Source organism: Bacillus sp. BS3(2021) (genome assembly GCF_021043345.1).
Taxonomy (GTDB): Bacteria; Bacillota; Bacilli; order Bacillales; family Bacillaceae; genus Bacillus; species Bacillus paralicheniformis.
Genome location: NZ_JAJNDM010000013.1, coordinates 19,396 through 43,761 on the forward strand (window position 1 = coordinate 19,396; position 24,366 = coordinate 43,761).

Below are 24,366 nucleotides of genomic sequence, written 5' to 3' on the forward strand. Positions count from 1 at the left end.
AAAACAAAATGGAGGAATTACAAATGGCTTTAAATATCGAAGAAATCATTGCTTCCGTTAAAGAAGCAACTGTACTTGAATTGAACGACTTAGTAAAAGCAATCGAAGAAGAATTTGGCGTAACTGCTGCTGCTCCTGTAGCTGTAGCTGGCGGAGCTGCTGCAGGCGGTGCTGCTGAAGAAAAAACTGAATTTGATCTTGTTCTTGCTGGTGCAGGAGATCAAAAAATCAAAGTTATCAAAGTTGTTCGTGAAATCACTGGTCTTGGCTTGAAAGAAGCTAAAGAACTTGTTGACAACACTCCAAAACCTCTTAAAGAAGGTATTGCGAAAGAAGAAGCTGAAGAGCTTAAAGCTAAACTTGAAGAAGTTGGCGCTTCTGTAGAAGTTAAGTAATCTTCACCTAATCTTTAGGGGAAAGCTCGCTTTTAAAAGCGGGCTTTTTCTTTGCTAATTAATTGTAGTCCCTTCCGCATAAGATACGCCATCTTGTTTCAAGATATCTGGAGAGTTCACCAACTGAGGAGGTTCTGTGATGACTGACCATTATTATTCGGAAAAACCTTCAGCAAAAAGCAGCAGATCAACGTGGGAATTTCGCTTGAGAAACCGGACGTTTACTTTTATCAGCGACAGCGGAGTTTTTTCAAAAAAAGAAGTGGACTTTGGCTCAAGGCTGCTGATTGAAGCTTTCCGGGAATCGGATACAGAAGGTGATTTTTTGGATGTAGGCTGCGGCTATGGCCCGATTGGTCTTTCGCTTGCTGCGGATTTCGAAGATCGAATGGTTCACATGATCGATGTTAATGAAAGAGCTGTCGAACTTTCGAAGGAAAACGCGTTAAATAATCAGATCGACAACACAAAGATCTATCAGAGTGATCTGTTTGCCAACGTCGAACCTGCAAAAAAATTCGCTTCTATTATTACTAATCCCCCCATACGCGCCGGGAAAAAAACTGTGCACGCCATCTTTGAAAAAAGCGCTGAACATTTACGGCCTTCAGGAGAGCTGTGGGTCGTCATTCAGAAAAAACAAGGCGGGCCTTCTGCCATTGAAAAATTAAAAGAACTTTTTGCGGACGTTGAAGTCGTTCACAAAAAGAAAGGGTACTATATCATCAAAGCAAAAAAAGTTTGACTCGGATTTTCAGCTATGTTAATATTATAAAATGCCAATGTATATATTTTGCTGCTGTTTTTAAGAAACGCCTAGGTTTGTATAAAATATACATTTTTGGGAACACTAATAAAATCGGTATTTTGTTTTTTGGATGTGGTTTTCTAAATTAGAAACCCTTTTTTCTTTTGTCTTGTAAAAGTATTTCTTACATATTTGCGGAAGAAATGCTTGTTACACATATATTACGCATGATTTGAGGGGTGAATCAGTTGACAGGTCAACTAGTTCAGTATGGACGACACCGCCAGCGCAGAAGCTATGCACGCATTAGCGAAGTGTTAGAATTACCAAATCTCATTGAAATTCAAACCTCTTCTTATCAGTGGTTTCTTGATGAGGGTCTTAGAGAGATGTTTCAAGACATATCGCCAATTGAGGATTTCACTGGTAACCTCTCTCTGGAATTTATCGACTACAGCTTGGGCGAGCCTAAGTATCCGGTAGAAGAATCAAAAGAGCGCGACGTGACCTACTCAGCTCCGCTGCGTGTTAAGGTCCGCTTAATCAACAAAGAGACCGGTGAAGTAAAGGATCAGGATGTCTTCATGGGTGATTTCCCTATTATGACAGACACTGGAACCTTTATTATCAACGGTGCGGAACGGGTCATTGTATCTCAGCTCGTTCGTTCTCCAAGTGTATATTTTAGTGGTAAAGTAGACAAAAACGGTAAGAAAGGTTTTACCGCGACTGTCATTCCAAACCGTGGCGCATGGTTAGAATACGAGACTGATGCGAAAGATGTTGTTTATGTACGCATCGATCGCACACGTAAGTTGCCGGTTACGGTTCTTTTGCGTGCTCTTGGCTTCGGATCTGACCAAGAGATCATTGATCTCATCGGTGAAAACGAGTATTTGCGCAATACGCTTGATAAAGATAATACGGAAAACACCGATAAAGCGCTTCTTGAAATCTACGAGCGTCTTCGTCCAGGAGAGCCGCCTACAGTAGAAAACGCAAAAAGCCTGCTTGATTCAAGGTTCTTTGATCCGAAAAGATATGACCTTGCAAGTGTAGGACGTTATAAAATTAATAAAAAGCTTCACATCAAAAACAGACTGTTTAATCAGCGGCTTGCTGAAACGCTGATCGATCCTGAAACAGGCGAAATTCTTGCCGAAAAAGGCGCGATTTTAGACAGAAGAACGCTTGACAAAGTCCTTCCGTACCTTGAAAACGGAATCGGTTTTAAAAAGCTGTATCCGAACGGCGGAGTTGTCGAAGATGAAGTGACGCTTCAGTCTATTAAAATCTATGCCCCGACAGATCAAGAAGGGGAGCAGACAATCAATGTGATTGGAAATGCTTATATTGAAGAAGGCGTTAAAAATATTACACCTTCTGATATTATCTCTTCCATCAGCTATTTCTTTAACCTGCTTCACGGAGTGGGCGATACCGACGATATCGACCATTTAGGAAACCGCCGTCTCCGTTCAGTGGGAGAGCTTCTGCAAAACCAATTCCGTATCGGTTTAAGCAGAATGGAGCGTGTTGTTCGTGAAAGAATGTCTATTCAAGATACAAACACGATCACGCCACAGCAGCTGATCAATATTCGCCCTGTCATCGCATCAATCAAAGAGTTTTTCGGAAGCTCGCAGCTTTCTCAGTTTATGGATCAGACGAATCCGCTTGCTGAGCTGACGCATAAGCGCCGTCTGTCAGCGCTTGGACCGGGCGGTTTGACCCGTGAGCGCGCCGGAATGGAAGTCCGTGACGTTCACTATTCCCACTACGGCCGGATGTGTCCGATTGAAACTCCTGAGGGTCCAAACATCGGTTTGATCAACTCGCTTTCTTCATTCGCGAAAGTGAACCGTTTCGGCTTCATCGAAACGCCGTATCGCCGCGTTGACCCTGAGACTGGAAAAGTAACGCCGAGAATCGATTACCTGACAGCTGATGAAGAAGACAACTATGTCGTTGCCCAGGCTAACGCACGTCTGAATGATGACGGATCTTTTGTGGATGACAGCATCGTCGCCCGTTTCAGAGGGGAGAACACCGTTGTTCCGAAAGACCGCGTCGACTATATGGACGTTTCGCCTAAACAGGTTGTCTCTGCCGCGACTGCATGTATTCCATTCTTGGAAAACGATGACTCAAACCGCGCCCTAATGGGAGCGAACATGCAACGGCAGGCTGTACCTCTTATGCAGCCTGAATCTCCGATCGTCGGAACCGGAATGGAGTATGTATCTGCAAAAGACTCCGGTGCCGCTGTTATTTGCCGCCATCCTGGAATCGTTGAACGGGTGGAAGCGAAAAACATCTGGGTGCGCCGCTATGAAGAAGTCGACGGCCAGAAAGTCAAAGGAAACCTTGATAAATACAGCCTGCTGAAGTTTGTTCGGTCCAACCAGGGAACTTGCTACAACCAGCGTCCGATCGTAAGCGTCGGTGATGAGGTTGTAAAAGGTGAAATTTTAGCTGACGGTCCGTCTATGGAAAAAGGTGAGCTTGCCCTTGGACGCAACGTCATGGTCGGCTTTATGACATGGGATGGCTACAACTACGAGGATGCCATCATCATGAGCGAACGCCTTGTAAAAGACGACGTATACACGTCTATTCATATTGAGGAATACGAATCAGAGGCCCGGGATACAAAACTCGGACCTGAAGAAATTACACGCGATATTCCAAACGTCGGTGAAGACGCTCTTCGCAATCTCGATGAACGCGGAATTATCCGTGTCGGTGCTGAAGTAAAAGACGGAGATCTTCTTGTTGGTAAAGTAACGCCTAAAGGTGTTACAGAGCTTACTGCAGAAGAGCGCCTGCTTCACGCCATCTTCGGCGAAAAAGCGCGTGAAGTCCGCGATACGTCGCTGCGTGTGCCTCACGGAGGCGGCGGTATCATCCTTGATGTAAAAGTGTTCAACCGCGAAGACGGAGACGAACTGCCTCCGGGCGTTAACCAGCTCGTCCGCGTTTACATCGTTCAGAAGCGTAAAATTTCTGAAGGGGACAAAATGGCCGGACGCCACGGGAACAAAGGTGTTATTTCGAAAATCCTTCCGGAGGAAGATATGCCGTATCTGCCTGACGGAACACCGATTGACATCATGTTAAACCCGCTGGGCGTACCATCGCGTATGAACATCGGGCAGGTGTTGGAGCTGCACCTTGGTATGGCTGCACGCCGTCTCGGTCTGCATGTCGCGTCGCCGGTATTTGACGGTGCCCGCGAAGAAGATGTGTGGGAAACGCTTGAAGAAGCCGGCATGTCAAGGGACGCAAAGACAGTCCTTTACGACGGCCGAACTGGGGAGCCGTTTGACAACCGGGTGTCTGTCGGCATCATGTACATGATCAAATTGGCTCACATGGTTGACGACAAATTGCACGCGCGTTCTACAGGTCCTTACTCACTCGTTACCCAGCAGCCTCTCGGAGGTAAAGCGCAGTTCGGTGGACAGCGTTTTGGAGAGATGGAAGTTTGGGCGCTTGAAGCTTACGGTGCAGCATATACACTTCAAGAAATCCTGACTGTTAAATCGGATGATGTCGTAGGCCGTGTGAAAACATACGAAGCCATCGTAAAAGGCGACAATGTTCCAGAACCTGGTGTTCCGGAATCGTTCAAAGTATTGATCAAAGAGCTTCAAAGCTTAGGTATGGACGTCAAAATCCTATCAAGCGACGAAGAAGAAATCGAAATGAGAGACTTGGAAGACGACGAAGACGCGAAACAAAACGAAGGGCTTTCTCTGCCGAATGATGAAGAGTCCGAAGAATTCGTTTCTGCTGACGCAGAGCGCGATGTCGTCACAAAAGAATAAACGAATTTTATACGCAAGTGACAGGGTATAACCCGAAGATAAAAAGGGAGGTAGGCCCCTTGCTGGATGTGAACAATTTTGAGTATATGAACATCGGTCTCGCTTCACCTGACAAAATCCGTTCATGGTCTTACGGAGAAGTGAAAAAGCCTGAAACAATCAACTATCGTACTTTGAAACCTGAAAAAGATGGTCTATTCTGCGAGCGCATTTTCGGTCCTCAAAAGGACTGGGAATGCCACTGCGGAAAGTACAAGCGGGTTCGTTATAAAGGCGTAGTCTGCGACCGTTGTGGAGTTGAAGTAACCCGGGCTAAAGTCCGTCGTGAGAGAATGGGGCATATCGAGCTGGCAGCCCCTGTTTCTCACATCTGGTATTTTAAAGGAATCCCGAGCCGTATGGGTCTTGTGCTGGATATGTCTCCGCGCGCATTGGAAGAAGTCATTTACTTTGCTTCTTATGTCGTAACAGATCCGGCCAATACACCGCTTGAGAAAAAACAGCTTCTTTCTGAAAAAGAGTACCGGGCATACCTTGATAAATACGGAAATAAATTCCAGGCATCAATGGGTGCTGAAGCGATTCATAAGCTCCTTCAAGATATCGACCTCGATAAAGAAGTGGATATGCTGAAAGAAGAGCTTAAAACGTCACAAGGACAGCGCCGCACACGTGCGATCAAACGCTTGGAAGTATTGGAAGCATTCCGCAACTCCGGAAATAAGCCGTCCTGGATGATCCTCGACGTTCTTCCGGTCATTCCGCCTGAGCTGAGACCGATGGTACAGCTTGACGGTGGACGTTTTGCAACTTCCGATCTGAACGATTTGTACCGCCGTGTCATCAACCGTAACAATCGTTTAAAACGTCTTTTGGATCTTGGAGCGCCAAGCATTATCGTTCAAAACGAAAAGCGCATGCTTCAAGAAGCCGTGGACGCGCTGATCGATAACGGACGCAGAGGCCGTCCTGTTACAGGTCCGGGAAACAGACCGTTAAAATCCCTTTCTCACATGCTGAAAGGTAAACAAGGCCGTTTCCGTCAAAACCTTCTCGGTAAACGTGTTGACTACTCAGGCCGTTCGGTTATCGTCGTAGGTCCGAACCTGAAAATGTATCAATGCGGTCTTCCGAAAGAAATGGCGCTGGAACTGTTCAAGCCATTCGTCATGAAAGAGCTTGTTGAAAAAGGTCTTGCCCACAACATTAAGAGTGCGAAGCGTAAAATTGAGCGCGTTCAGCCGGAAGTCTGGGATGTCCTTGAATCAGTTATCAAAGAACACCCTGTGCTTCTCAACCGTGCACCTACGCTTCACAGATTAGGTATTCAAGCGTTTGAACCAACGCTTGTCGAAGGCCGTGCCATCCGTCTTCATCCGCTTGTATGTACGGCATACAACGCTGACTTTGACGGTGACCAAATGGCGGTTCACGTTCCTTTATCAGCAGAAGCGCAAGCTGAGGCGCGCATCTTGATGCTTGCCGCACAAAACATCCTGAACCCTAAAGACGGAAAACCGGTTGTTACGCCGTCTCAGGATATGGTGCTTGGAAACTACTATCTGACGCTAGAACGCCCAGGCGCAGTCGGCGAAGGTATGGTTTTCAAAGATACGGATGAAGCGCTTCTTGCGTATCAAAACGGATATGTTCATTTGCATACGAGAGTAGCCGTTGCGGTTAACTCCCTTAAAAATGAAACATTTACCGAAGAACAGCGTTCCAAGCTGCTCGTTACAACTGTCGGAAAACTGATCTTCAACGAGATTCTTCCGCCGTCGTTCCCATACATGAACGAACCGACGAAGAGCAACATTGAAGAAAAAACACCTGACCGTTTCTTCTTGGATTACGGTGCAGATGTTAAAGAAGCCATTAAGAACCAGGAAATCAACCAGCCGTTCAAAAAAGGCATTTTGGGTAAAATCATTGCGGAGATCTTCAAAAGATTCCATATTACAGAAACATCAAAAATGCTTGACCGCATGAAAAACCTTGGATTTAAATATTCGACAAAAGCCGGAATTACGGTCGGTGTTTCCGATATCGTCGTATTGGACGACAAACAGGAAATCCTTGAAGAAGCGCAAGGAAAAGTTGATAACGTCATGAAGCAGTTCAGACGCGGTCTGATTACTGAAGAAGAGCGTTATGAACGGGTCATTTCCATCTGGAGTGCAGCTAAAGATACGATCCAAGGCAAGCTGATGAAATCCCTGGATGAAATCAACCCGATCTACATGATGAGTGATTCCGGAGCCCGGGGTAACGCATCAAACTTTACGCAGCTTGCGGGTATGCGCGGTCTGATGGCCAACCCGGCTGGACGGATCATCGAACTTCCGATCAAGTCAAGTTTCCGCGAAGGTTTAACGGTACTCGAGTACTTTATCTCTACTCACGGTGCGCGTAAAGGTCTTGCGGATACGGCTCTGAAGACAGCCGACTCAGGTTACCTGACACGCCGTCTCGTAGACGTAGCCCAAGACGTCATCATTCGTGAGACTGACTGCGGCACAGACCGAGGCATTCTTGCCAAAGCCATTACGGAAGGCACAGAAGTGATCGAGCGTCTTGAAGAGCGTCTTGTCGGCCGATTCGCGAGAAAACCTGTTAAACATCCGGAAACAGGTGAAGTGCTTGTGGATGAAAATGAGCTGATCGACGAAGATAAAGCGCTCGAAATTGTCGAAGCAGGCATTGAAGAAGTGTGGATCCGCTCCGCATTTACATGTAATACGTCACATGGTGTATGTAAACGATGCTACGGCCGCAACTTGGCAACAGGAACCGACGTCGAAGTCGGGGAAGCAGTCGGAATCATCGCTGCCCAGTCCATTGGTGAGCCGGGTACACAGTTAACGATGCGTACCTTCCATACGGGCGGGGTTGCCGGAGACGATATTACACAAGGTTTGCCGCGTATCCAGGAATTGTTTGAAGCACGAAACCCTAAAGGTCAAGCGACGATCTCTGAAATTGACGGTGTCGTAGCTGAAATCAATGAAGTCCGTGACAAACAGCAGGAAATCGTCGTTCAGGGCGAAGTCGAAAGCCGTTCATATACGGCGCCTTACAACGCGCGCCTGAAAGTCACTGAAGGAGAGAAAATTTCCCGTGGTCAGGTGCTGACAGAAGGTTCGGTTGATCCGAAAGAGCTTCTGAAAGTTACTGACATCACGACGGTGCAAGAATACCTCCTTCATGAAGTGCAGAAGGTTTATCGTATGCAAGGGGTTGAAATCGGGGATAAGCACGTCGAGGTTATGGTTCGCCAGATGCTTCGCAAAGTGCGTGTCATCGATGCCGGCGACACGGAAGTGCTGCCAGGCACGCTGCTCGATATTCACCAGTTTACCGAAGCGAACAAAAAAGTTCTGCTCGAAGGCAAACGCCCTGCAACAGGCCGTCCGGTGCTTCTCGGTATCACCAAAGCATCGCTTGAAACGGATTCCTTCCTGTCTGCCGCGTCATTCCAGGAAACAACACGTGTCCTGACAGATGCAGCAATCAAAGGAAAACGCGATGAGCTTCTCGGCCTGAAAGAGAATGTTATCATCGGTAAGCTTGTTCCTGCTGGAACGGGTATGCTGAACTACCGTAAAGTGAAGCCGGTATTGCAAGTCCAATCATCTGATGAAATGGTTCCGGCTGAATAAATAAAAAAATCCTAAAGAAGGATGTCACTAAAAATTGTCATCATGTGTTGACATCCTTCTTTCAGGATGATAATATAACCAAGGTGCTCAATTTAAACCTGTTACTTTGGAGGATATATGATGTCTTATGATAAAGTATCACAGGCTCAATCTATTATTATCGGTACGAAGCAGACAGTCAAAGCGCTGAAGCGCAATTCTGTTAAGGAAGTCGTCGTAGCAAAAGACGCTGATCCTTTTCTGACGTCAGATGTTATTAACCTGGCAAATGAACAAGGGATTCCCGTCTCAATGGCAGAGTCCATGAAAAAGCTCGGCAAAGCCTGCGGAATTGAAGTCGGAGCTGCAGCTGTTGCCATTATTCAATAACGTACTCGTTGTTTTTGCTTTTATGCAAAGGCATTGTTTTTTGCTTTTAAATGAACCACCTGGGTATGTGGGTTATAAAACATGATGAAGGGAGGAATTACAAAATGCCTACAATTAATCAGCTAGTCCGCAAAGGACGCGTAAGCAAAGTTGAAAATTCTAAGTCTCCAGCACTTAACAAAGGATACAACAGCTTCAAGAAAGAGCACACTAACGTATCTTCACCACAAAAACGCGGAGTATGTACCCGTGTCGGTACAATGACACCGAAGAAGCCGAACTCGGCGCTTCGTAAATATGCCCGTGTTCGTTTAACTAACGGAATCGAGGTTACGGCCTACATTCCTGGTATCGGACACAACCTGCAAGAGCACAGTGTCGTATTGATCCGCGGTGGACGTGTAAAAGACTTACCGGGGGTACGCTACCACATCGTGCGTGGCGCGCTTGATACTGCCGGAGTTGAAAACCGTGCACAAGGCCGTTCTAAATACGGTACAAAACGTCCTAAGAAAAAATAATTCCGTTTAAATACAAATAAAAGGGTTTTTAAAAGCAAGGAGTTCTGGCAATGCTGTTAAGGGCATCAGGCTTTTCGCGCCTAGCGCTGGTTTGATCCCGGCAGCTGAACCGTGAAATCCCTCTGCTTACTGTAAACCCGTAACAAGAGAAGGGAGGATAATCAGATGCCACGTAAAGGTCCTGTAGCAAAAAGAGATGTTTTACCTGATCCGCTTTACAACTCTAAACTGGTTACTCGTTTGATCAACAAAATGATGATCGACGGTAAAAAAGGTAAAGCTCAAACAATCCTATACAAGTCATTCGATATTATTAAAGAACGTACCGGCAACGATGCAATGGAGGTTTTCGAACAAGCATTGAAGAACATCATGCCAGTGCTTGAAGTTAAAGCACGCCGCGTAGGTGGTGCAAACTACCAAGTACCTGTAGAGGTTCGTCCTGAGCGCCGTACGACTCTTGGACTTCGCTGGTTAGTAAACTACGCTCGTCTTCGCGGAGAAAAAACGATGGAAGAGCGTTTAGCTAACGAAATCCTTGATGCAGCTAACAACACTGGTGCAGCTGTTAAGAAACGTGAAGATACTCATAAGATGGCTGAAGCAAACAAAGCGTTCGCTCACTATCGCTGGTAATCTCACACGACAAAATATTATTCCCTAAGAAGGAAGGAGAAAAGACCCAATGGCAAGAGAGTTCTCCTTAGAAAAAACTCGTAATATCGGAATCATGGCTCACATCGATGCCGGTAAAACGACAACAACTGAACGTATCTTGTTCTACACAGGCCGTATCCATAAAATTGGTGAAACTCATGAAGGGGCTTCCCAAATGGACTGGATGGAGCAGGAACAAGAACGCGGTATCACAATCACATCCGCTGCAACAACTGCACAGTGGAAAGGTTACCGCGTAAACATCATCGACACACCAGGACACGTAGACTTCACAGTTGAGGTTGAACGTTCACTGCGCGTACTTGATGGTGCCGTTGCCGTTCTTGACGCACAATCAGGCGTTGAGCCGCAAACTGAAACGGTTTGGCGTCAGGCAACAACTTACGGAGTACCTCGTATCGTATTTGTCAACAAGATGGACAAAACGGGTGCGGACTTCCTTTACTCTGTAGGAACTCTTAAAGACCGTCTTGAGGCGAACGCTCACGCGATCCAATTACCGATTGGCGCCGAAGACAATTTCGAAGGGATCATCGACCTTGTAGAAAACGTTGCGTACTACTATGAAGATGATCTTGGAACACGCTCTGATGCGCGTGAAATCCCTGCCGAGTACAAAGACAAAGCTGAAGAGCTTCGCGCCAGCTTGATTGAAGCTGTTGCTGAGCTTGATGAAGAGCTTATGATGAAGTACTTGGAAGGCGAAGAAATCACAGTTGACGAGCTGAAAGCGGCAATCCGCAAAGGAACTTGTAACGTGGAGTTCTATCCGGTTCTTTGTGGTTCAGCTTTCAAAAACAAAGGTGTTCAATTAGTGCTTGACGCAGTTCTTGACTACCTGCCAGCTCCAACTGACGTACCGGCAATCAAAGGTACTCTGCCTGATTCTGAGGAAGAGGTTACTCGTGAGTCTTCTGACGACGCACCTTTCTCAGCACTTGCATTTAAAGTTATGACTGACCCTTACGTTGGTAAATTGACGTTCTTCCGTGTGTACTCAGGAACACTTGATTCCGGTTCATACGTAAGAAACTCAACAAAAGGCAAACGTGAGCGCGTCGGACGTATCCTGCAAATGCACGCCAACAGCCGTGAAGAAATCTCTACTGTGTACGCAGGGGATATCGCTGCTGCTGTAGGTTTGAAAGACACGACTACAGGGGACACGCTTTGCGACGAGAAAAACCTTGTTATTCTTGAATCTATGGAATTCCCTGAGCCTGTTATCCACGTTGCAATCGAGCCTAAATCTAAGGCTGACCAAGACAAAATGTCTACTGCACTGGCTAAATTGGCTGAAGAGGATCCAACATTCCGTGCGCATACTGACCCTGAAACAGGTCAAACGATCATCGGCGGTATGGGTGAGCTTCACCTTGATATCATCGTTGACCGTATGAAACGCGAATTTAAAGTTGAAGCCAACGTTGGTGCTCCTCAAGTTGCGTATCGTGAAACATTCCGTGCGAGCGCGCAAGTTGAAGGTAAATTCGTACGTCAGTCTGGTGGACGAGGACAGTTCGGACACGTTTGGATCGAATTCTCTCCAAACGAAGAAGGAAAAGGCTTTGAGTTCGAAAACGCAATCGTCGGTGGTGTCGTTCCTCGTGAATACATTCCGGCTGTTCAAGCAGGACTTGAAGATTCACTTCAAAACGGTGTAGTCGCAGGTTACCCTGTTATCGACATCAAAGCGAAATTGTTTGACGGTTCTTACCATGACGTCGACTCAAACGAAATGGCGTTTAAAATCGCTGCTTCAATGGCGCTTAAAAACGCGGCAAGCAAGTGTAACCCGGTTATTCTTGAGCCGATCTCCAAAGTTGAAGTCGTTATCCCAGAAGAATACATGGGAGACATCATGGGTGATATTACATCACGCCGCGGTCGCGTAGAAGGTATGGAAGGACGCGGAAACGCTCAAGTCGTTCGCGCGATGGTTCCACTTTCTGAAATGTTCGGTTACGCTACGGCTCTCCGTTCAAACACACAAGGACGCGGTACGTTCACAATGGTCTTTGACCATTACGAAGAAGTGCCTAAGAGCATTGCTGATGAGATCATCAAAAAAAATCAAGGTGAATAATTGATTTTGCCTCTTCATTAAAGTATAAATACTATTGTAAGATGAGAAAGTGAAACATCGCTTTCACTTTCTATCACTCTATATAACAAAAACTAACCTTTTTAAGGAGGATTTTCAGAATGGCTAAAGAAAAATTCGACCGTTCCAAATCACATGCCAACATTGGTACAATTGGACACGTTGACCATGGTAAAACTACATTAACAGCTGCTATCACAACTGTGCTTCATAAGAAATCTGGTAAAGGTACTGCTATGGCATACGACCAAATCGACGGTGCTCCAGAAGAGCGTGAGCGCGGTATCACAATCTCTACTGCACACGTTGAGTACGAAACAGAAACTCGTCACTATGCACACGTTGACTGCCCAGGACACGCTGACTATGTTAAAAACATGATCACTGGTGCTGCGCAAATGGACGGAGCGATCCTTGTTGTATCTGCTGCTGACGGTCCAATGCCACAAACTCGTGAGCACATCCTTCTTTCTCGTAACGTAGGTGTGCCTTACATCGTAGTATTCTTGAACAAATGCGACATGGTAGACGACGAAGAGCTTCTTGAGCTAGTTGAAATGGAAGTTCGCGATCTTCTTTCTGAGTATGAGTTCCCTGGTGACGATGTACCAGTTATCAAAGGTTCTGCACTTAAAGCTCTTGAAGGTGACGCTGAATACGAAGCTAAAATCTTCGAACTGATGGATGCAGTTGACGAATACATCCCAACTCCAGAGCGCGATACTGAAAAGCCATTCATGATGCCTGTTGAGGACGTATTCTCAATCACAGGTCGTGGAACAGTTGCTACTGGACGCGTAGAGCGCGGACAAGTTAAAGTCGGTGACGAAGTTGAAATCATCGGTCTTCAAGAAGAAAACAGCAAAACAACTGTTACAGGTGTTGAAATGTTCCGTAAGCTTCTTGACTATGCAGAAGCTGGAGACAACATCGGTGCACTTCTTCGCGGTGTATCTCGTGAAGATATCCAACGTGGTCAAGTACTTGCTAAACCAGGTACAATCACTCCACATAAAAAGTTCAAAGCTGAAGTTTACGTTCTTTCTAAAGAAGAGGGTGGACGTCACACTCCATTCTTCTCTAACTACCGTCCTCAGTTCTACTTCCGTACAACTGACGTAACGGGCATCATTCAGCTTCCAGAAGGCGTAGAAATGGTTATGCCTGGAGACAACATCGAAATGACTGTTGAATTGATTTCAACAATCGCGATCGAAGACGGAACTCGCTTCTCTATCCGTGAAGGCGGACGTACAGTTGGTTCTGGCGTAGTATCTTCTATCACTGAATAATACTTATAAAATAAAAAACGAGATCCGACCGGGTCTCGTTTTTTATTTGTCCTGAAGTCCTTGATTATCCTTGCTGGAATCTGTATAATAAAAAAAGTGTGCAAAAGCCGGTAATATTCAATATTACCTTGCATCATGCCTATAAATTTTGTATAATAGTGCATGTTGGTCTTTGACTGCGATGAAGTGAGAGGTTGCTGACACACCCGGCCGCTTTGCCATGGCAAGGTGATTCAGGTTTTTCTCACGGAGAATTGTCTAATGTAAGTAGGCGAAAAGGAGGGAAAATAATGGCAAAACAAAAAATTCGTATTCGTTTAAAAGCGTATGATCATAGAATCCTTGATCAATCTGCTGAGAAGATTGTTGAAACGGCTAAACGTTCCGGAGCCAGCGTTTCTGGTCCGATTCCGTTGCCAACTGAGAAATCAGTTTACACAATCCTTCGTGCGGTGCACAAATACAAAGATTCTCGTGAGCAATTCGAAATGCGTACACATAAACGTTTAATCGACATTGTGAACCCAACACCACAAACTGTCGATGCTCTAATGCGATTAGATTTACCATCTGGTGTCGATATCGAAATTAAACTTTAATCTAAAATATAGAATGATTTTTATAGGAGGTGTGACGAATGACCAAAGGAATCTTAGGAAGAAAAATTGGTATGACGCAAGTTTTCGCAGAAAACGGTGATCTTATTCCGGTAACTGTTATCGAAGCTGCTCCTAACGTTGTACTTCAGAAGAAAACTTCTGAAAACGACGGCTATGAAGCGATTCAGATCGGTTTTGACGACAAGCGTGAGAAGCTTGCCAACAAACCAGAAAAAGGACACGTTGCAAAAGCGGAAACTGCTCCTAAGCGCTTCGTTAAAGAATTACGCGGAGTGGATATGGATGCGTATGAAGTTGGTCAGGAAGTCAAAGTTGATATTTTCTCTAACGGAGAAGTCGTAGATGTAACAGGAACATCGAAAGGTAAAGGTTTCCAAGGTGCTATCAAACGCCACGGACAATCTCGCGGACCTATGTCTCACGGTTCACGCTACCATCGCCGTCCTGGTTCAATGGGACCGGTAGACCCTAACCGTGTATTCAAAGGAAAGCTGTTGCCTGGACGTATGGGCGGAGAGCAAATCACTGTTCAAAACCTTGAAATCGTAAAAGTGGATGCAGAGCGCAACCTTCTTTTAGTTAAAGGTAACGTTCCTGGTGCGAAAAAATCATTAGTCGCTGTTAAAAGCGCTGTTAAATCTAAATAATTCTCTTAGGAAAGGAGGAAATTGATCATGCCAAAAGTAGCTTTATATAACCAAAACGGTTCTACTGCTGGTGATATCGAATTAAACGACTCTGTATTTGGAATCGAGCCAAATGAGAGCGTAGTATTCGACGCTATTCTTATGCAAAGAGCTTCCTTACGTCAAGGAACTCATAAAGTAAAAAATCGTTCGGAAGTACGTGGCGGAGGTCGCAAACCTTGGCGTCAAAAAGGTACCGGCCGTGCTCGTCAGGGATCTATCCGTTCACCGCAATGGCGCGGAGGTGGTATCGTATTCGGTCCTACACCACGCAGCTATGCATATAAATTACCGAAAAAAGTTCGCCGCTTGGCTATCAAATCAGCATTGTCTTCTAAAGTGAATGACAACAACTTGATCGTTCTTGAAGATCTTAATCTTGATGCGGTTAAAACAAAAGAAATGGCAGCTATCCTTAAAGGTCTGTCTATCGAGAAGAAAGCTTTAATCGTAACTGCGGATGCAAACGAGACAGTTGAACTATCTGCTCGTAACCTTCCAGGAGTTACTGTTGTTGAAGCTAACGGAATCAACGTCCTCGATGTTGTCGGTCATGAGAAGCTTGTGATCACGAAAGCAGCGGTTGAAAAAGTAGAGGAGGTGCTTGCATAATGAAAGATCCTCGTGATGTTCTAAAGCGCCCCGTCATTACTGAACGTTCTGCTGATTTAATGACTGAGAAAAAATATACGTTTGAAGTAGACGTAAGAGCTAACAAAACAGAAGTGAAAGACGCTGTTGAGCAAATCTTTGGAGTGAAAGTTGAAAAAGTCAACATCATGAACTACAAAGGGAAATTCAAACGTGTCGGCCGCTACTCTGGTATGACAAACAAACGCAGAAAAGCGATTGTTAAGCTTACTGAAGACAGCAAAGAAATCGAAATTTTTGAAGCTTAATCACTTGTAAAAAGAAGGAGGGAAATTCAAAATGGCGATTAAAAAGTACAAACCGACCTCTAACGGACGTCGCGGCATGACTACGTCTGATTTCGCGGAAATCACGACAGATCAGCCGGAAAAATCCTTGCTTGCCCCGCTTCACAAAAAAGGCGGACGCAACAACCAAGGTAAATTAACTGTACGTCATCAAGGCGGCGGACATAAACGCCAATACCGTATTATCGACTTCAAACGCGATAAAGATGGTATACCTGGACGCGTTGCTACAGTTGAGTACGATCCAAACCGTTCAGCTAACATTGCTCTAATTAACTATGTAGACGGAGAAAAACGCTACATCCTGGCTCCTAAGGGCCTTCAAGTAGGAACTGAAATCATGTCAGGACCAGAAGCTGACATTAAAGTAGGTAACGCACTTCCACTGATCAACATCCCTGTTGGTACAGTCGTGCACAACATTGAATTGAAACCTGGAAAAGGCGGACAGCTTGTACGTTCAGCTGGTACATCTGCTCAAGTTCTTGGTAAAGAAGGAAAATACGTTCTTGTACGTCTGAACTCCGGTGAAGTTCGCATGATTCTTTCTGCTTGCCGCGCTTCTATCGGTCAAGTAGGTAACGAACAGCACGAACTGATCAACATCGGTAAAGCAGGACGTTCACGCTGGAAAGGCATCCGTCCTACAGTTCGCGGTTCTGTTATGAACCCTAACGATCACCCGCACGGTGGTGGTGAAGGACGCGCTCCGATCGGACGTAAATCACCTATGTCTCCATGGGGTAAACCAACTCTTGGATTCAAAACTCGTAAGAAAAAGAACAAATCAGATAAATTCATCGTACGTCGTCGTAAAAATAAATAACGGGGTTGTCTACGGTTCATATCGGACCGTAGTGCAATCACGAAGGGAGGTTCCAAAATGGCTCGCAGCTTAAAAAAAGGACCATTTGTCGATGATCATCTAATGACAAAAATCGAGAAATTAAATGAAGCGGATAAGAAACAAGTTGTGAAAACTTGGTCTCGCCGTTCTACTATTTTCCCGCAATTTATCGGTCACACAATCGCAGTCTATGATGGACGCAAACATGTGCCTGTTTACATCTCTGAAGATATGGTAGGTCACAAGTTGGGTGAATTCGCACCGACACGCACTTACAAAGGTCATGCTAGTGATGACAAAAAAACAAGACGCTAATGAGAGGAGGCTTTTAAATGCAACAAGCTAAAGCTGTCGCAAGAACAGTCCGTATTGCTCCTCGTAAGGCACGTCTAGTAATGGACCTGATTCGAGGCAAGCAAGTAGGTGAAGCAGTATCGATCTTAAACCTTACGCCAAAAGCTGCTTCCCCGATTATTGAAAAAGTTTTAAAATCTGCTATCGCTAACGCTGAGCACAACTACGAAATGGATGCAAACAACCTGGTTGTTACTCAAGCTTACGTGAACGAAGGCCCTACGTTGAAAAGATTCCGTCCGCGCGCTATGGGACGTGCAAGCCAAATCAACAAACGTACGAGCCACATTACTATCGTTGTATCAGAAAAGAAGGAGGGATAACTCGTGGGTCAAAAGGTAAATCCAGTCGGTCTTCGTATTGGTGTTATACGTGATTGGGAATCTAAGTGGTACGCTGGCAAAGATTACGCTGACTTCCTTCACGAAGATCTGAAAATCCGTGAATTTATTAATCAACGCCTGTCTGACGCTTCTGTTTCTAAAGTGGAAATCGAGCGTGCGGCAAACCGTGTAAATATTACGATCCACACAGCTAAGCCTGGTATGGTTATCGGTAAAGGCGGTTCTGAAGTCGAAGCGCTTCGCAAAGCCCTTAACAGCCTTACTGGCAAGCGTGTACACATTAACATTCTTGAAATCAAAAGAGCTGATCTTGATGCTCAGCTAGTTGCTGATAACATTGCTCGTCAATTGGAAAACCGTATCTCTTTCCGTCGTGCGCAAAAGCAACAAATCCAACGCACAATGCGCGCTGGTGCACAAGGAGTTAAAACAATGGTTTCCGGTCGTCTTGGCGGCGCTGACATCGCTCGTTCTGAATACTACAGTGAAGGAACTGTTCCATTGCACACACTTCGTGCAGACATCGACTATGCTACATCTGAAGCTGACACAACTTACGGCAAGCTTGGTGTAAAAGTCTGGATCTATCGTGGAGAGGTTCTTCCTACTAAGAAGAAAACTGAGGAAGGAGGAAAATAATATGTTAATGCCAAAACGCGTTAAATATCGCAGAGAGCATCGCGGAAAAATGCGCGGCCGTGCAAAAGGCGGCTCTGAAGTGCATTTCGGTGAATACGGCATCCAGGCTCAAGAAGCTTCTTGGATTACAAACCGTCAAATCGAAGCTGCGCGTATCGCAATGACTCGTTACATGAAACGTGGCGGTAAAGTTTGGATCAAAATTTTCCCTTCTAAGCCTTATACAGCTAAGCCTCTAGAGGTTCGGATGGGTTCCGGTAAAGGTGCTCCTGAAGGATGGGTAGCTGTTGTAAAACCGGGCAAAGTTTTATTTGAAATTTCTGGTGTGTCTGAGGAAGTCGCTCGTGAAGCTCTTCGTCTTGCATCTCACAAATTGCCAATTAAAACGAAGTTCGTAAAACGTGAAGAAATTGGTGGTGAATCAAATGAAAGCTAATGAAATTCGTGACCTTACCACTGCTGAAATTGAACAAAAAGTAAAGTCTCTTAAAGAAGAACTTTTCAATCTTCGCTTTCAATTAGCGACAGGACAACTTGAAAACACTGCTCGCATTCGTGAAGTGCGCAAGTCAATCGCGCGCATGAAAACTGTGATTCGGGAAAGAGAAATTGCTGCCAACAAATAATTCCGGAGGGAGGTTCTCTAAAACATGAGCGAACGCAATCAGCGCAAAGTCTACCAAGGACGTGTTGTTTCTGACAAAATGGATAAAACCATTACTGTTGTTGTAGAAACTTACAAAAAACATTCACTCTACGGTAAACGCGTAAAGTACTCTAAAAAATTCAAAGCACATGATGAAAATAACCAAGCTAAAATCGGAGACATCGTAAAGATCATGGAAACTCGTCCATTATCTGCGACTAAACGTTTTCGTCTAGTTGAAGTTGTCGAAGAAGCTGTTATTATCTAATAAAGTTCGGAAACCTTTTTCCGAAGGGAGGTAACAAATAATGATTCAACAAGAGACTCGTTTAAAAGTAGCTGATAACTCTGGTGCCCGTGAAGTATTAACAATCAAGGTGCTTGGTGGTTCTGGACGCAAAACAGCTAACATTGGTGATGTCATTGTTTGCACGGTTAAACAAGCAACACCAGGAGGCGTTGTCAAAAAAGGTGAGGTCGTAAGAGCTGTAATCGTACGTTCTAAGAGCGGCGCGCGCAGAAATGACGGATCTTACATCAAATTCGATGAGAATGCATGTGTTATCATCCGTGACGACAAAAGCCCGCGCGGAACTCGTATCTTCGGACCTGTAGCACGTGAACTTCGTGATAACAACTTCATGAAAATTGTTTCTCTAGCTCCAGAAGTACTTTAATGATATCAATGCCGGACTAAGGAGGTGCGATCAGGATGCATGTTAAAAAAGGCGATAAAGTAATGGTTATCTCTGGTAAAGACAAAGGGAAACAAGGTGTGATCCTTGCAGCTTTCCCTAAAAAAGACCGCGTAATCGTTGAGGGTGTCAACATGGTGAAGAAGCACTCAAAGCCGACTCAAGCTAACCCTCAAGGCGGAATTTTAAATCAAGAGGCGCCAATTCATGTGTCAAACGTAATGCCGCTCGATCCTAAAACAGGTGAAGTGACTCGCGTAGGATACAAAGTGGAAAATGGCAAAAAAGTTCGTATTGCAAAAAAATCTGGGCAAGTTCTAGATAACTAGTAATAAAGGAAGGGAGGTCTATCTCATGAACCGCCTTAAAGAAAAGTACAATAAAGACATTACACCTGCATTAATGAAAAAGTTCGAATACAAATCTGTGATGCAAGTGCCTAAAATTGAAAAAATCGTAATCAACATGGGTGTTGGTGACGCTGTTCAAAACGCTAAAGCTATCGATAGCGCTGTTGAAGAACTAACGTTTATCGCTGGTCAGAAACCTGTCGTTACTCGTGCGAAGAAATCTATTGCTGGATTCCGTCTTCGTGAAGGAATGCCAATCGGTGCGAAAGTAACTCTTCGCGGAGAGCGCATGTACGATTTCCTTGATAAACTAATTTCTGTTTCTTTACCACGTGTTCGTGACTTCCGCGGAATTTCAAAAAAATCTTTTGACGGTCGCGGAAACTACACACTAGGAATCAAAGAACAGCTGATCTTCCCTGAAATTGACTATGATAAGGTAACTAAAGTTCGCGGTATGGACATCGTTATCGTAACGACTGCCAACACTGATGAAGAAGCTCGTGAACTGTTAACTCAATTAGGTATGCCATTCCAGAAATAATCAATGAAAGGGAGGCGAAATCGTGGCTAAAAAGTCAATGATTGCGAAACAAAAACGCACACCGAAGTTTAAAGTACAAGAGTACACTCGCTGCGAACGCTGCGGCCGTCCGCACTCTGTTATTCGTAAATTTAAACTTTGCCGTATTTGTTTCCGTGAACTTGCATATAAAGGACAAATTCCTGGCGTTAAAAAAGCCAGCTGGTAATCCCCGTTTATGGGAAGGAGGTTATTAAATAATGGTTATGACAGATCCGATTGCAGATATGCTGACTCGAATTCGTAATGCAAACATGGTACGTCATGAGAAGCTCGAAATTCCTGCTTCGAAGTTGAAAAGAGAAATCGCTGAAATCTTGAAAAGAGAAGGTTTCATCCGTGACGTAGAATTCATTGAAGATAACAAGCAAGGTATCATCCGTGTTTTCTTGAAATACGGACAAAACAACGAGCGTGTCATCACTGGCCTTAAGAGAATCAGCAAACCAGGTCTGCGCGTTTACGCTAAGTCAAACGAAGTGCCTCGCGTACTGAACGGACTTGGAATCGCAATTCTTTCTACATCACAAGGTGTGTTAACAGATAAAGAAGCCCGCGCTAAACAGGCTGGCGGAGAAGTATTAGCATACGTTTGGTAAGAAGTTTAACATGAATGGAGGTGTTTGGTATGTCTCGTGTAGGTAAGAAGCTACTTGAGATTCCTTCAGGCGTTACAGTTACTCTGAACGACAACACTGTAACCGTGAAAGGACCAAAAGGAGAATTAACTCGTACGTTTCATCCTGATATGAAGATTAAAATTGAGGACAATGTACTTACTGTAGAGCGTCCTTCAGATAATAAAGAACACCGTGCGCTGCATGGCACAACTCGCAGCATCATCGGAAACATGGTTGAAGGTGTATCTAAAGGTTTTGAAAGAGGTTTGGAATTAGTCGGTGTCGGTTACCGTGCTTCTAAATCCGGAAACAAACTTGTTTTGAACGTTGGATACTCTCACCCTGTAGAAATCGTTCCTGAAAACGGAATTGAAATCGAAGTTCCATCTCAAACAAAAGTGGTTGTAAAAGGTACAGATAAAGAGCGTGTTGGAGCTACTGCTGCAAACATTCGCGCTGTACGTTCTCCAGAACCTTACAAAGGCAAAGGGATCCGCTATGAAGGAGAAATGGTTCGTCGTAAAGAAGGTAAATCTGCTAAGTAAAACCGCTTAATGTGAGAAAGGAGTGACCCAGATGATTACGAAAACAAGCAAGAATGCTGCACGTCTTAAAAGACACGGTCGTGTTCGCGCGAAGCTTTCAGGAACCCCTGAGAGACCTCGTCTAAATGTTTTCCGTTCAAACAAACATATTTACGCACAAGTGATCGATGACGTGAACGGTGTTACACTTGTGAGTGCATCAACTCTTGATAAAGACTTTAACGCTGAAAATGGCAGCGATACGTCTGCGGCTGCAAAAGTTGGCGAGCTTGTTGCAAAACGCGCTTCTGAAAAAGGTATCACAAATGTCGTGTTCGACCGTGGCGGTTACCTTTATCATGGACGTGTAAAAGCATTGGCTGATGCTGCACGCGAAGCTGGATTAGAATTTTAATAAAAGAAGGAGGGACATATGAATATGCGTCGTATTGACCCAAGCAAATTAGAGTTAGAAGAACGCTTAGTTACCGTTAACCGCGTAGCGAAAGTTGTTAAAGGTGGTCGTCGTTTCCGCTTCGCAGCTCTAGTCGTTGTCGGTGACAAAAACGGACACGTAGGATTCGGTACTGGTAAAGCACAAGAAGTACCAGAAGCGATCCGCAAAGCTGTTGAAGATGCGAAAAAGAATTTGATCGAAGTACCAATGGTTGGAACTACAATTCCACACGAAATCATCGGACGTTTCGGTGCAGGAAACATCTTGTTAAAACCTGCTTCTGAAGGTACGGGAGTTATCGCTGGAGGCCCAGTACGTGCGGTACTTGAGCTTGCAGGTGTAGCTGATATCCTTTCTAAGTCTTTAGGTTCTAACACACCGATCAACATGATCCGTGCAACAGTCCAAGGTTTAAGCGAGCTGAAACGCGCTGAGGACGTTGCGAAGCTTCGTGGAAAATCTGTAGAAGAACTGTTAGGATAAGGAGGGAACATTAATGGCTAAATTAGAAATTACCCTCAAACGCAGTGTAATCGGACGCCCGGAAGATCAGCGTATTACTGTAAGAACGCTCGGTTTAAAGAAAACAAACCAAACTGTCGTTCATGAAGACAACGCTGCAATCCGCGGTATGGTTAACAAAGTATCTCATTTAGTTTCTGTTAAAGAACTTTAAAAATAAACGATAGGCTAAGGAGGTGTCCAAATGAAACTTCATGAATTAAAGCCCGCAGAAGGTTCACGTAAAACGCGCAACCGCGTAGGTCGTGGTATTGGTTCTGGTAACGGTAAAACAGCAGGTAAAGGTCATAAAGGTCAAAACGCTCGTTCTGGCGGCGGTGTACGTCCTGGATTCGAGGGTGGACAAATGCCTTTGTTCCAACGTCTTCCTAAACGCGGTTTCACAAACATCAACCGCAAGGATTTCGCTGTAGTCAACCTAGACAAACTCAACAGCTTTGCAGAAGGGACGGAAGTTACTCCTGAACTTCTTTTAGAAACAGGTGTAATCAGCAAGTTGAAATCTGGAGTGAAAATTCTTGGCGACGGTCAATTAGAAAAGAAATTAACTGTTAAAGCCAATAAATTCTCCGCTTCTGCTAAACAAGCAATTGAGGCTGCTGGCGGTACAGCTGAGGTGATCTAACTTGTTTAAGACAATCTCCAATTTTATGCGTGTGAAGGATATTCGGAATAAGATTATCTTCACTCTTTTAATGCTTATCGTCTTTCGTCTCGGTTCGTTCATTCCTGTGCCGCATGTAAACACAGAAGTTTTAAAGGCACAGGATCAAATGAGCGTATTTGGGATTCTAAACACATTTGGCGGCGGTGCATTGTTCAACTTCTCCATTCTTGCGATGGGAATCATGCCTTACATCACAGCTTCAATCATCATTCAGCTCCTGCAGATGGATGTTGTGCCGAAGTTTACCGAATGGTCTAAGCAAGGAGAAGTTGGTCGCCGAAAACTAGCACAGTTCACAAGGTACTTCACAATCGTTCTTGGATTTATCCAGGCTTTAGGTATGTCTTACGGGTTTAACAACATGGCCGGCGGCGCGTTGATTACAAACCCTGGAGTCGGTACTTATTTGCTTATTGCGGTTGTACTAACTGCTGGAACTGCTTTTTTAATGTGGCTGGGAGAACAAATTACGTCTCATGGAGTTGGTAACGGAATATCCATTATCATCTTCGCCGGTATCGTTGCCGGCATTCCGCAGACGATTAATCAGATCTACGCTCAGCAGTTTGTAGATGCTGGAGATCAGTTATTCTTGCAAATCATAAAGGTTGTCGTTATATTGGTTGCGATTTTGGCGATTGTCGTTGGCGTTATTTTCATCCAACAGGCAGTTAGAAAAATCTCAATTCAATATGCGAAAGGTTCAGGCCGTTCACCGGTTCCTGGCGGCCAGTCTACACACTTGCCGCTGAAGGTTAACCCGGCGGGAGTTATTCCGGTTATCTTTGCGGTAGCATTTATCACCACTCCGCGGACCGTGGCAACATTTTTTGGTACCAATGACGTCACGAATTGGATTCAAAAAACGTTTGATTACACGCATCCGGTCGGAATGGGAGTTTATGCGGCGTTGATCATCGCCTTTACCTATTTCTATGCATTTGTGCAGGTAAACCCTGAGCAAATGGCCGATAATCTTAAAAAACAAGGTGGCTATATTCCGGGAGTTCGTCCAGGAAAAATGACTCAAGATAGAATTACGAGCATTTTGTATCGACTTACATTTGTAGGCTCCATATTCTTGGCCGTGATTGCCATTCTTCCTGTCTTGTTCGTTAATATTGCTGGGCTGCCTTCATCTGCACAAATTGGTGGAACAAGTTTGCTGATTGTCATCGGGGTTGCACTTGAAACAATGAAGCAGCTTGAAAGCCAGCTGGTAAAACGAAACTATCGTGGATTTATGAAGCACTAGAGGAAATGGGGCGCGCCCATTCC

The 24,366-nt window shown here is 44.9% G+C and carries 31 protein-coding genes; all 31 read left to right on the top strand.

Features of this window, described 5'->3' with window-relative positions; genetic code table 11:
- Positions 1–23 precede the first annotated feature (23 nt).
- Positions 24–395 carry a 50S ribosomal protein L7/L12 gene (gene rplL / locus LQ247_RS20795; protein WP_003178305.1) on the top strand — a complete coding sequence of 124 codons (372 nt, stop codon included), beginning with the start codon at positions 24–26 and terminating at the stop codon, positions 393–395.
- Positions 396–534: 139 nt separating this feature from the next.
- Complete coding sequence (locus LQ247_RS20800) at positions 535–1,140, top strand: class I SAM-dependent methyltransferase (RefSeq protein WP_231006566.1); 606 nt, start codon at positions 535–537, stop codon at positions 1,138–1,140.
- A gap of 251 nt (positions 1,141–1,391) precedes the next feature.
- Positions 1,392–4,973 carry a DNA-directed RNA polymerase subunit beta gene (gene rpoB / locus LQ247_RS20805; protein ID WP_020449852.1) on the top strand — a complete coding sequence of 1,194 codons (3,582 nt, stop codon included), beginning with the start codon at positions 1,392–1,394 and terminating at the stop codon, positions 4,971–4,973.
- Between the two features lie 59 nt (positions 4,974–5,032).
- Positions 5,033–8,632: a DNA-directed RNA polymerase subunit beta' gene (gene rpoC, locus LQ247_RS20810; protein ID WP_039073334.1), complete on the top strand. Its 3,600-nt coding sequence runs from the start codon at positions 5,033–5,035 to the stop codon at positions 8,630–8,632.
- 120 nt (positions 8,633–8,752) lie between these two features.
- Complete coding sequence (locus LQ247_RS20815) at positions 8,753–9,001, top strand: 50S ribosomal protein L7ae-like protein (RefSeq protein WP_023855916.1); 249 nt, start codon at positions 8,753–8,755, stop codon at positions 8,999–9,001.
- 104 nt (positions 9,002–9,105) lie between these two features.
- On the top strand, positions 9,106–9,522 hold the full coding sequence (rpsL, locus tag LQ247_RS20820; RefSeq protein ID WP_020449855.1) for a 30S ribosomal protein S12: 417 nt from the start codon (positions 9,106–9,108) through the stop codon (positions 9,520–9,522).
- 165 nt (positions 9,523–9,687) lie between these two features.
- The gene (rpsG, locus tag LQ247_RS20825) at positions 9,688–10,158 is read left to right on the top strand and encodes a 30S ribosomal protein S7 (protein ID WP_003178317.1); all 471 of its coding nucleotides are present in this window, start codon (positions 9,688–9,690) and stop codon (positions 10,156–10,158) included.
- A 49-nt stretch (positions 10,159–10,207) separates the two neighbouring features.
- Complete coding sequence (gene fusA / locus LQ247_RS20830; RefSeq protein ID WP_023855914.1) at positions 10,208–12,286, top strand: elongation factor G; 2,079 nt, start codon at positions 10,208–10,210, stop codon at positions 12,284–12,286.
- A 119-nt stretch (positions 12,287–12,405) separates the two neighbouring features.
- Positions 12,406–13,596 carry an elongation factor Tu gene (tuf, locus tag LQ247_RS20835; protein WP_023855913.1) on the top strand — a complete coding sequence of 397 codons (1,191 nt, stop codon included), beginning with the start codon at positions 12,406–12,408 and terminating at the stop codon, positions 13,594–13,596.
- Positions 13,597–13,886: 290 nt separating this feature from the next.
- On the top strand, positions 13,887–14,195 hold the full coding sequence (gene rpsJ / locus LQ247_RS20840; RefSeq protein WP_003156464.1) for a 30S ribosomal protein S10: 309 nt from the start codon (positions 13,887–13,889) through the stop codon (positions 14,193–14,195).
- 38 nt (positions 14,196–14,233) lie between these two features.
- Positions 14,234–14,863, top strand: a complete 630-nt coding sequence (gene rplC / locus LQ247_RS20845; protein ID WP_020449858.1) for a 50S ribosomal protein L3 — start codon at positions 14,234–14,236, stop codon at positions 14,861–14,863.
- Positions 14,864–14,890: 27 nt separating this feature from the next.
- A complete protein-coding gene (gene rplD, locus LQ247_RS20850; protein ID WP_020449859.1) occupies positions 14,891–15,514 on the top strand; it encodes a 50S ribosomal protein L4 in 624 nt (207 codons plus the stop codon).
- A complete protein-coding gene (gene rplW / locus LQ247_RS20855; RefSeq protein ID WP_020449860.1) occupies positions 15,514–15,801 on the top strand; it encodes a 50S ribosomal protein L23 in 288 nt (95 codons plus the stop codon). The genes rplD and rplW overlap by 1 nt, the downstream gene beginning before the upstream one ends.
- A gap of 31 nt (positions 15,802–15,832) precedes the next feature.
- Positions 15,833–16,666 carry a 50S ribosomal protein L2 gene (gene rplB, locus LQ247_RS20860; RefSeq protein WP_020449861.1) on the top strand — a complete coding sequence of 278 codons (834 nt, stop codon included), beginning with the start codon at positions 15,833–15,835 and terminating at the stop codon, positions 16,664–16,666.
- Between the two features lie 57 nt (positions 16,667–16,723).
- Positions 16,724–17,002, top strand: coding sequence for a 30S ribosomal protein S19 (gene rpsS, locus LQ247_RS20865; RefSeq protein WP_003178334.1), 279 nt, complete (start codon positions 16,724–16,726; stop codon positions 17,000–17,002).
- A gap of 17 nt (positions 17,003–17,019) precedes the next feature.
- Complete coding sequence (gene rplV, locus LQ247_RS20870) at positions 17,020–17,364, top strand: 50S ribosomal protein L22 (protein ID WP_020449862.1); 345 nt, start codon at positions 17,020–17,022, stop codon at positions 17,362–17,364.
- 3 nt (positions 17,365–17,367) lie between these two features.
- A complete protein-coding gene (rpsC, locus tag LQ247_RS20875) occupies positions 17,368–18,024 on the top strand; it encodes a 30S ribosomal protein S3 (protein WP_023855912.1) in 657 nt (218 codons plus the stop codon).
- 1 nt (position 18,025) lies between these two features.
- Positions 18,026–18,460, top strand: coding sequence for a 50S ribosomal protein L16 (rplP, locus tag LQ247_RS20880; protein WP_020449863.1), 435 nt, complete (start codon positions 18,026–18,028; stop codon positions 18,458–18,460).
- Entirely contained in the window at positions 18,450–18,650 is a 201-nt protein-coding gene (rpmC, locus tag LQ247_RS20885) for a 50S ribosomal protein L29 (protein WP_003178343.1), read from the top strand. Before rplP ends, rpmC begins: the two co-directional genes overlap by 11 nt.
- Positions 18,651–18,674: 24 nt before the next feature.
- Entirely contained in the window at positions 18,675–18,938 is a 264-nt protein-coding gene (rpsQ, locus tag LQ247_RS20890) for a 30S ribosomal protein S17 (RefSeq protein WP_003178345.1), read from the top strand.
- Positions 18,939–18,978: 40 nt separating this feature from the next.
- Complete coding sequence (gene rplN / locus LQ247_RS20895) at positions 18,979–19,347, top strand: 50S ribosomal protein L14 (protein ID WP_020449864.1); 369 nt, start codon at positions 18,979–18,981, stop codon at positions 19,345–19,347.
- 35 nt (positions 19,348–19,382) lie between these two features.
- On the top strand, positions 19,383–19,694 hold the full coding sequence (rplX, locus tag LQ247_RS20900; protein ID WP_003178350.1) for a 50S ribosomal protein L24: 312 nt from the start codon (positions 19,383–19,385) through the stop codon (positions 19,692–19,694).
- Positions 19,695–19,719: 25 nt separating this feature from the next.
- Positions 19,720–20,259, top strand: coding sequence for a 50S ribosomal protein L5 (gene rplE / locus LQ247_RS20905; RefSeq protein WP_020449865.1), 540 nt, complete (start codon positions 19,720–19,722; stop codon positions 20,257–20,259).
- A gap of 22 nt (positions 20,260–20,281) precedes the next feature.
- Entirely contained in the window at positions 20,282–20,467 is a 186-nt protein-coding gene (rpsN, locus tag LQ247_RS20910; RefSeq protein WP_003178353.1) for a 30S ribosomal protein S14, read from the top strand.
- Positions 20,468–20,498: 31 nt separating this feature from the next.
- Positions 20,499–20,897 (top strand): 30S ribosomal protein S8, encoded by a 399-nt coding sequence (gene rpsH / locus LQ247_RS20915; protein ID WP_003178355.1) that lies wholly within the window; start codon positions 20,499–20,501, stop codon positions 20,895–20,897.
- 29 nt (positions 20,898–20,926) lie between these two features.
- The gene (gene rplF / locus LQ247_RS20920; RefSeq protein WP_003178356.1) at positions 20,927–21,463 is read left to right on the top strand and encodes a 50S ribosomal protein L6; all 537 of its coding nucleotides are present in this window, start codon (positions 20,927–20,929) and stop codon (positions 21,461–21,463) included.
- Positions 21,464–21,494: 31 nt separating this feature from the next.
- Complete coding sequence (gene rplR, locus LQ247_RS20925) at positions 21,495–21,857, top strand: 50S ribosomal protein L18 (protein ID WP_020449866.1); 363 nt, start codon at positions 21,495–21,497, stop codon at positions 21,855–21,857.
- A gap of 24 nt (positions 21,858–21,881) precedes the next feature.
- The gene (gene rpsE / locus LQ247_RS20930; RefSeq protein ID WP_023855910.1) at positions 21,882–22,382 is read left to right on the top strand and encodes a 30S ribosomal protein S5; all 501 of its coding nucleotides are present in this window, start codon (positions 21,882–21,884) and stop codon (positions 22,380–22,382) included.
- A gap of 13 nt (positions 22,383–22,395) precedes the next feature.
- Positions 22,396–22,575: a 50S ribosomal protein L30 gene (gene rpmD / locus LQ247_RS20935; protein ID WP_020449868.1), complete on the top strand. Its 180-nt coding sequence runs from the start codon at positions 22,396–22,398 to the stop codon at positions 22,573–22,575.
- Between the two features lie 30 nt (positions 22,576–22,605).
- Complete coding sequence (gene rplO, locus LQ247_RS20940) at positions 22,606–23,046, top strand: 50S ribosomal protein L15 (RefSeq protein ID WP_020449869.1); 441 nt, start codon at positions 22,606–22,608, stop codon at positions 23,044–23,046.
- 1 nt (position 23,047) lies between these two features.
- Entirely contained in the window at positions 23,048–24,343 is a 1,296-nt protein-coding gene (secY, locus tag LQ247_RS20945) for a preprotein translocase subunit SecY (RefSeq protein ID WP_020449870.1), read from the top strand.
- The last annotated feature ends 23 nt before the right edge of the window (positions 24,344–24,366 follow it).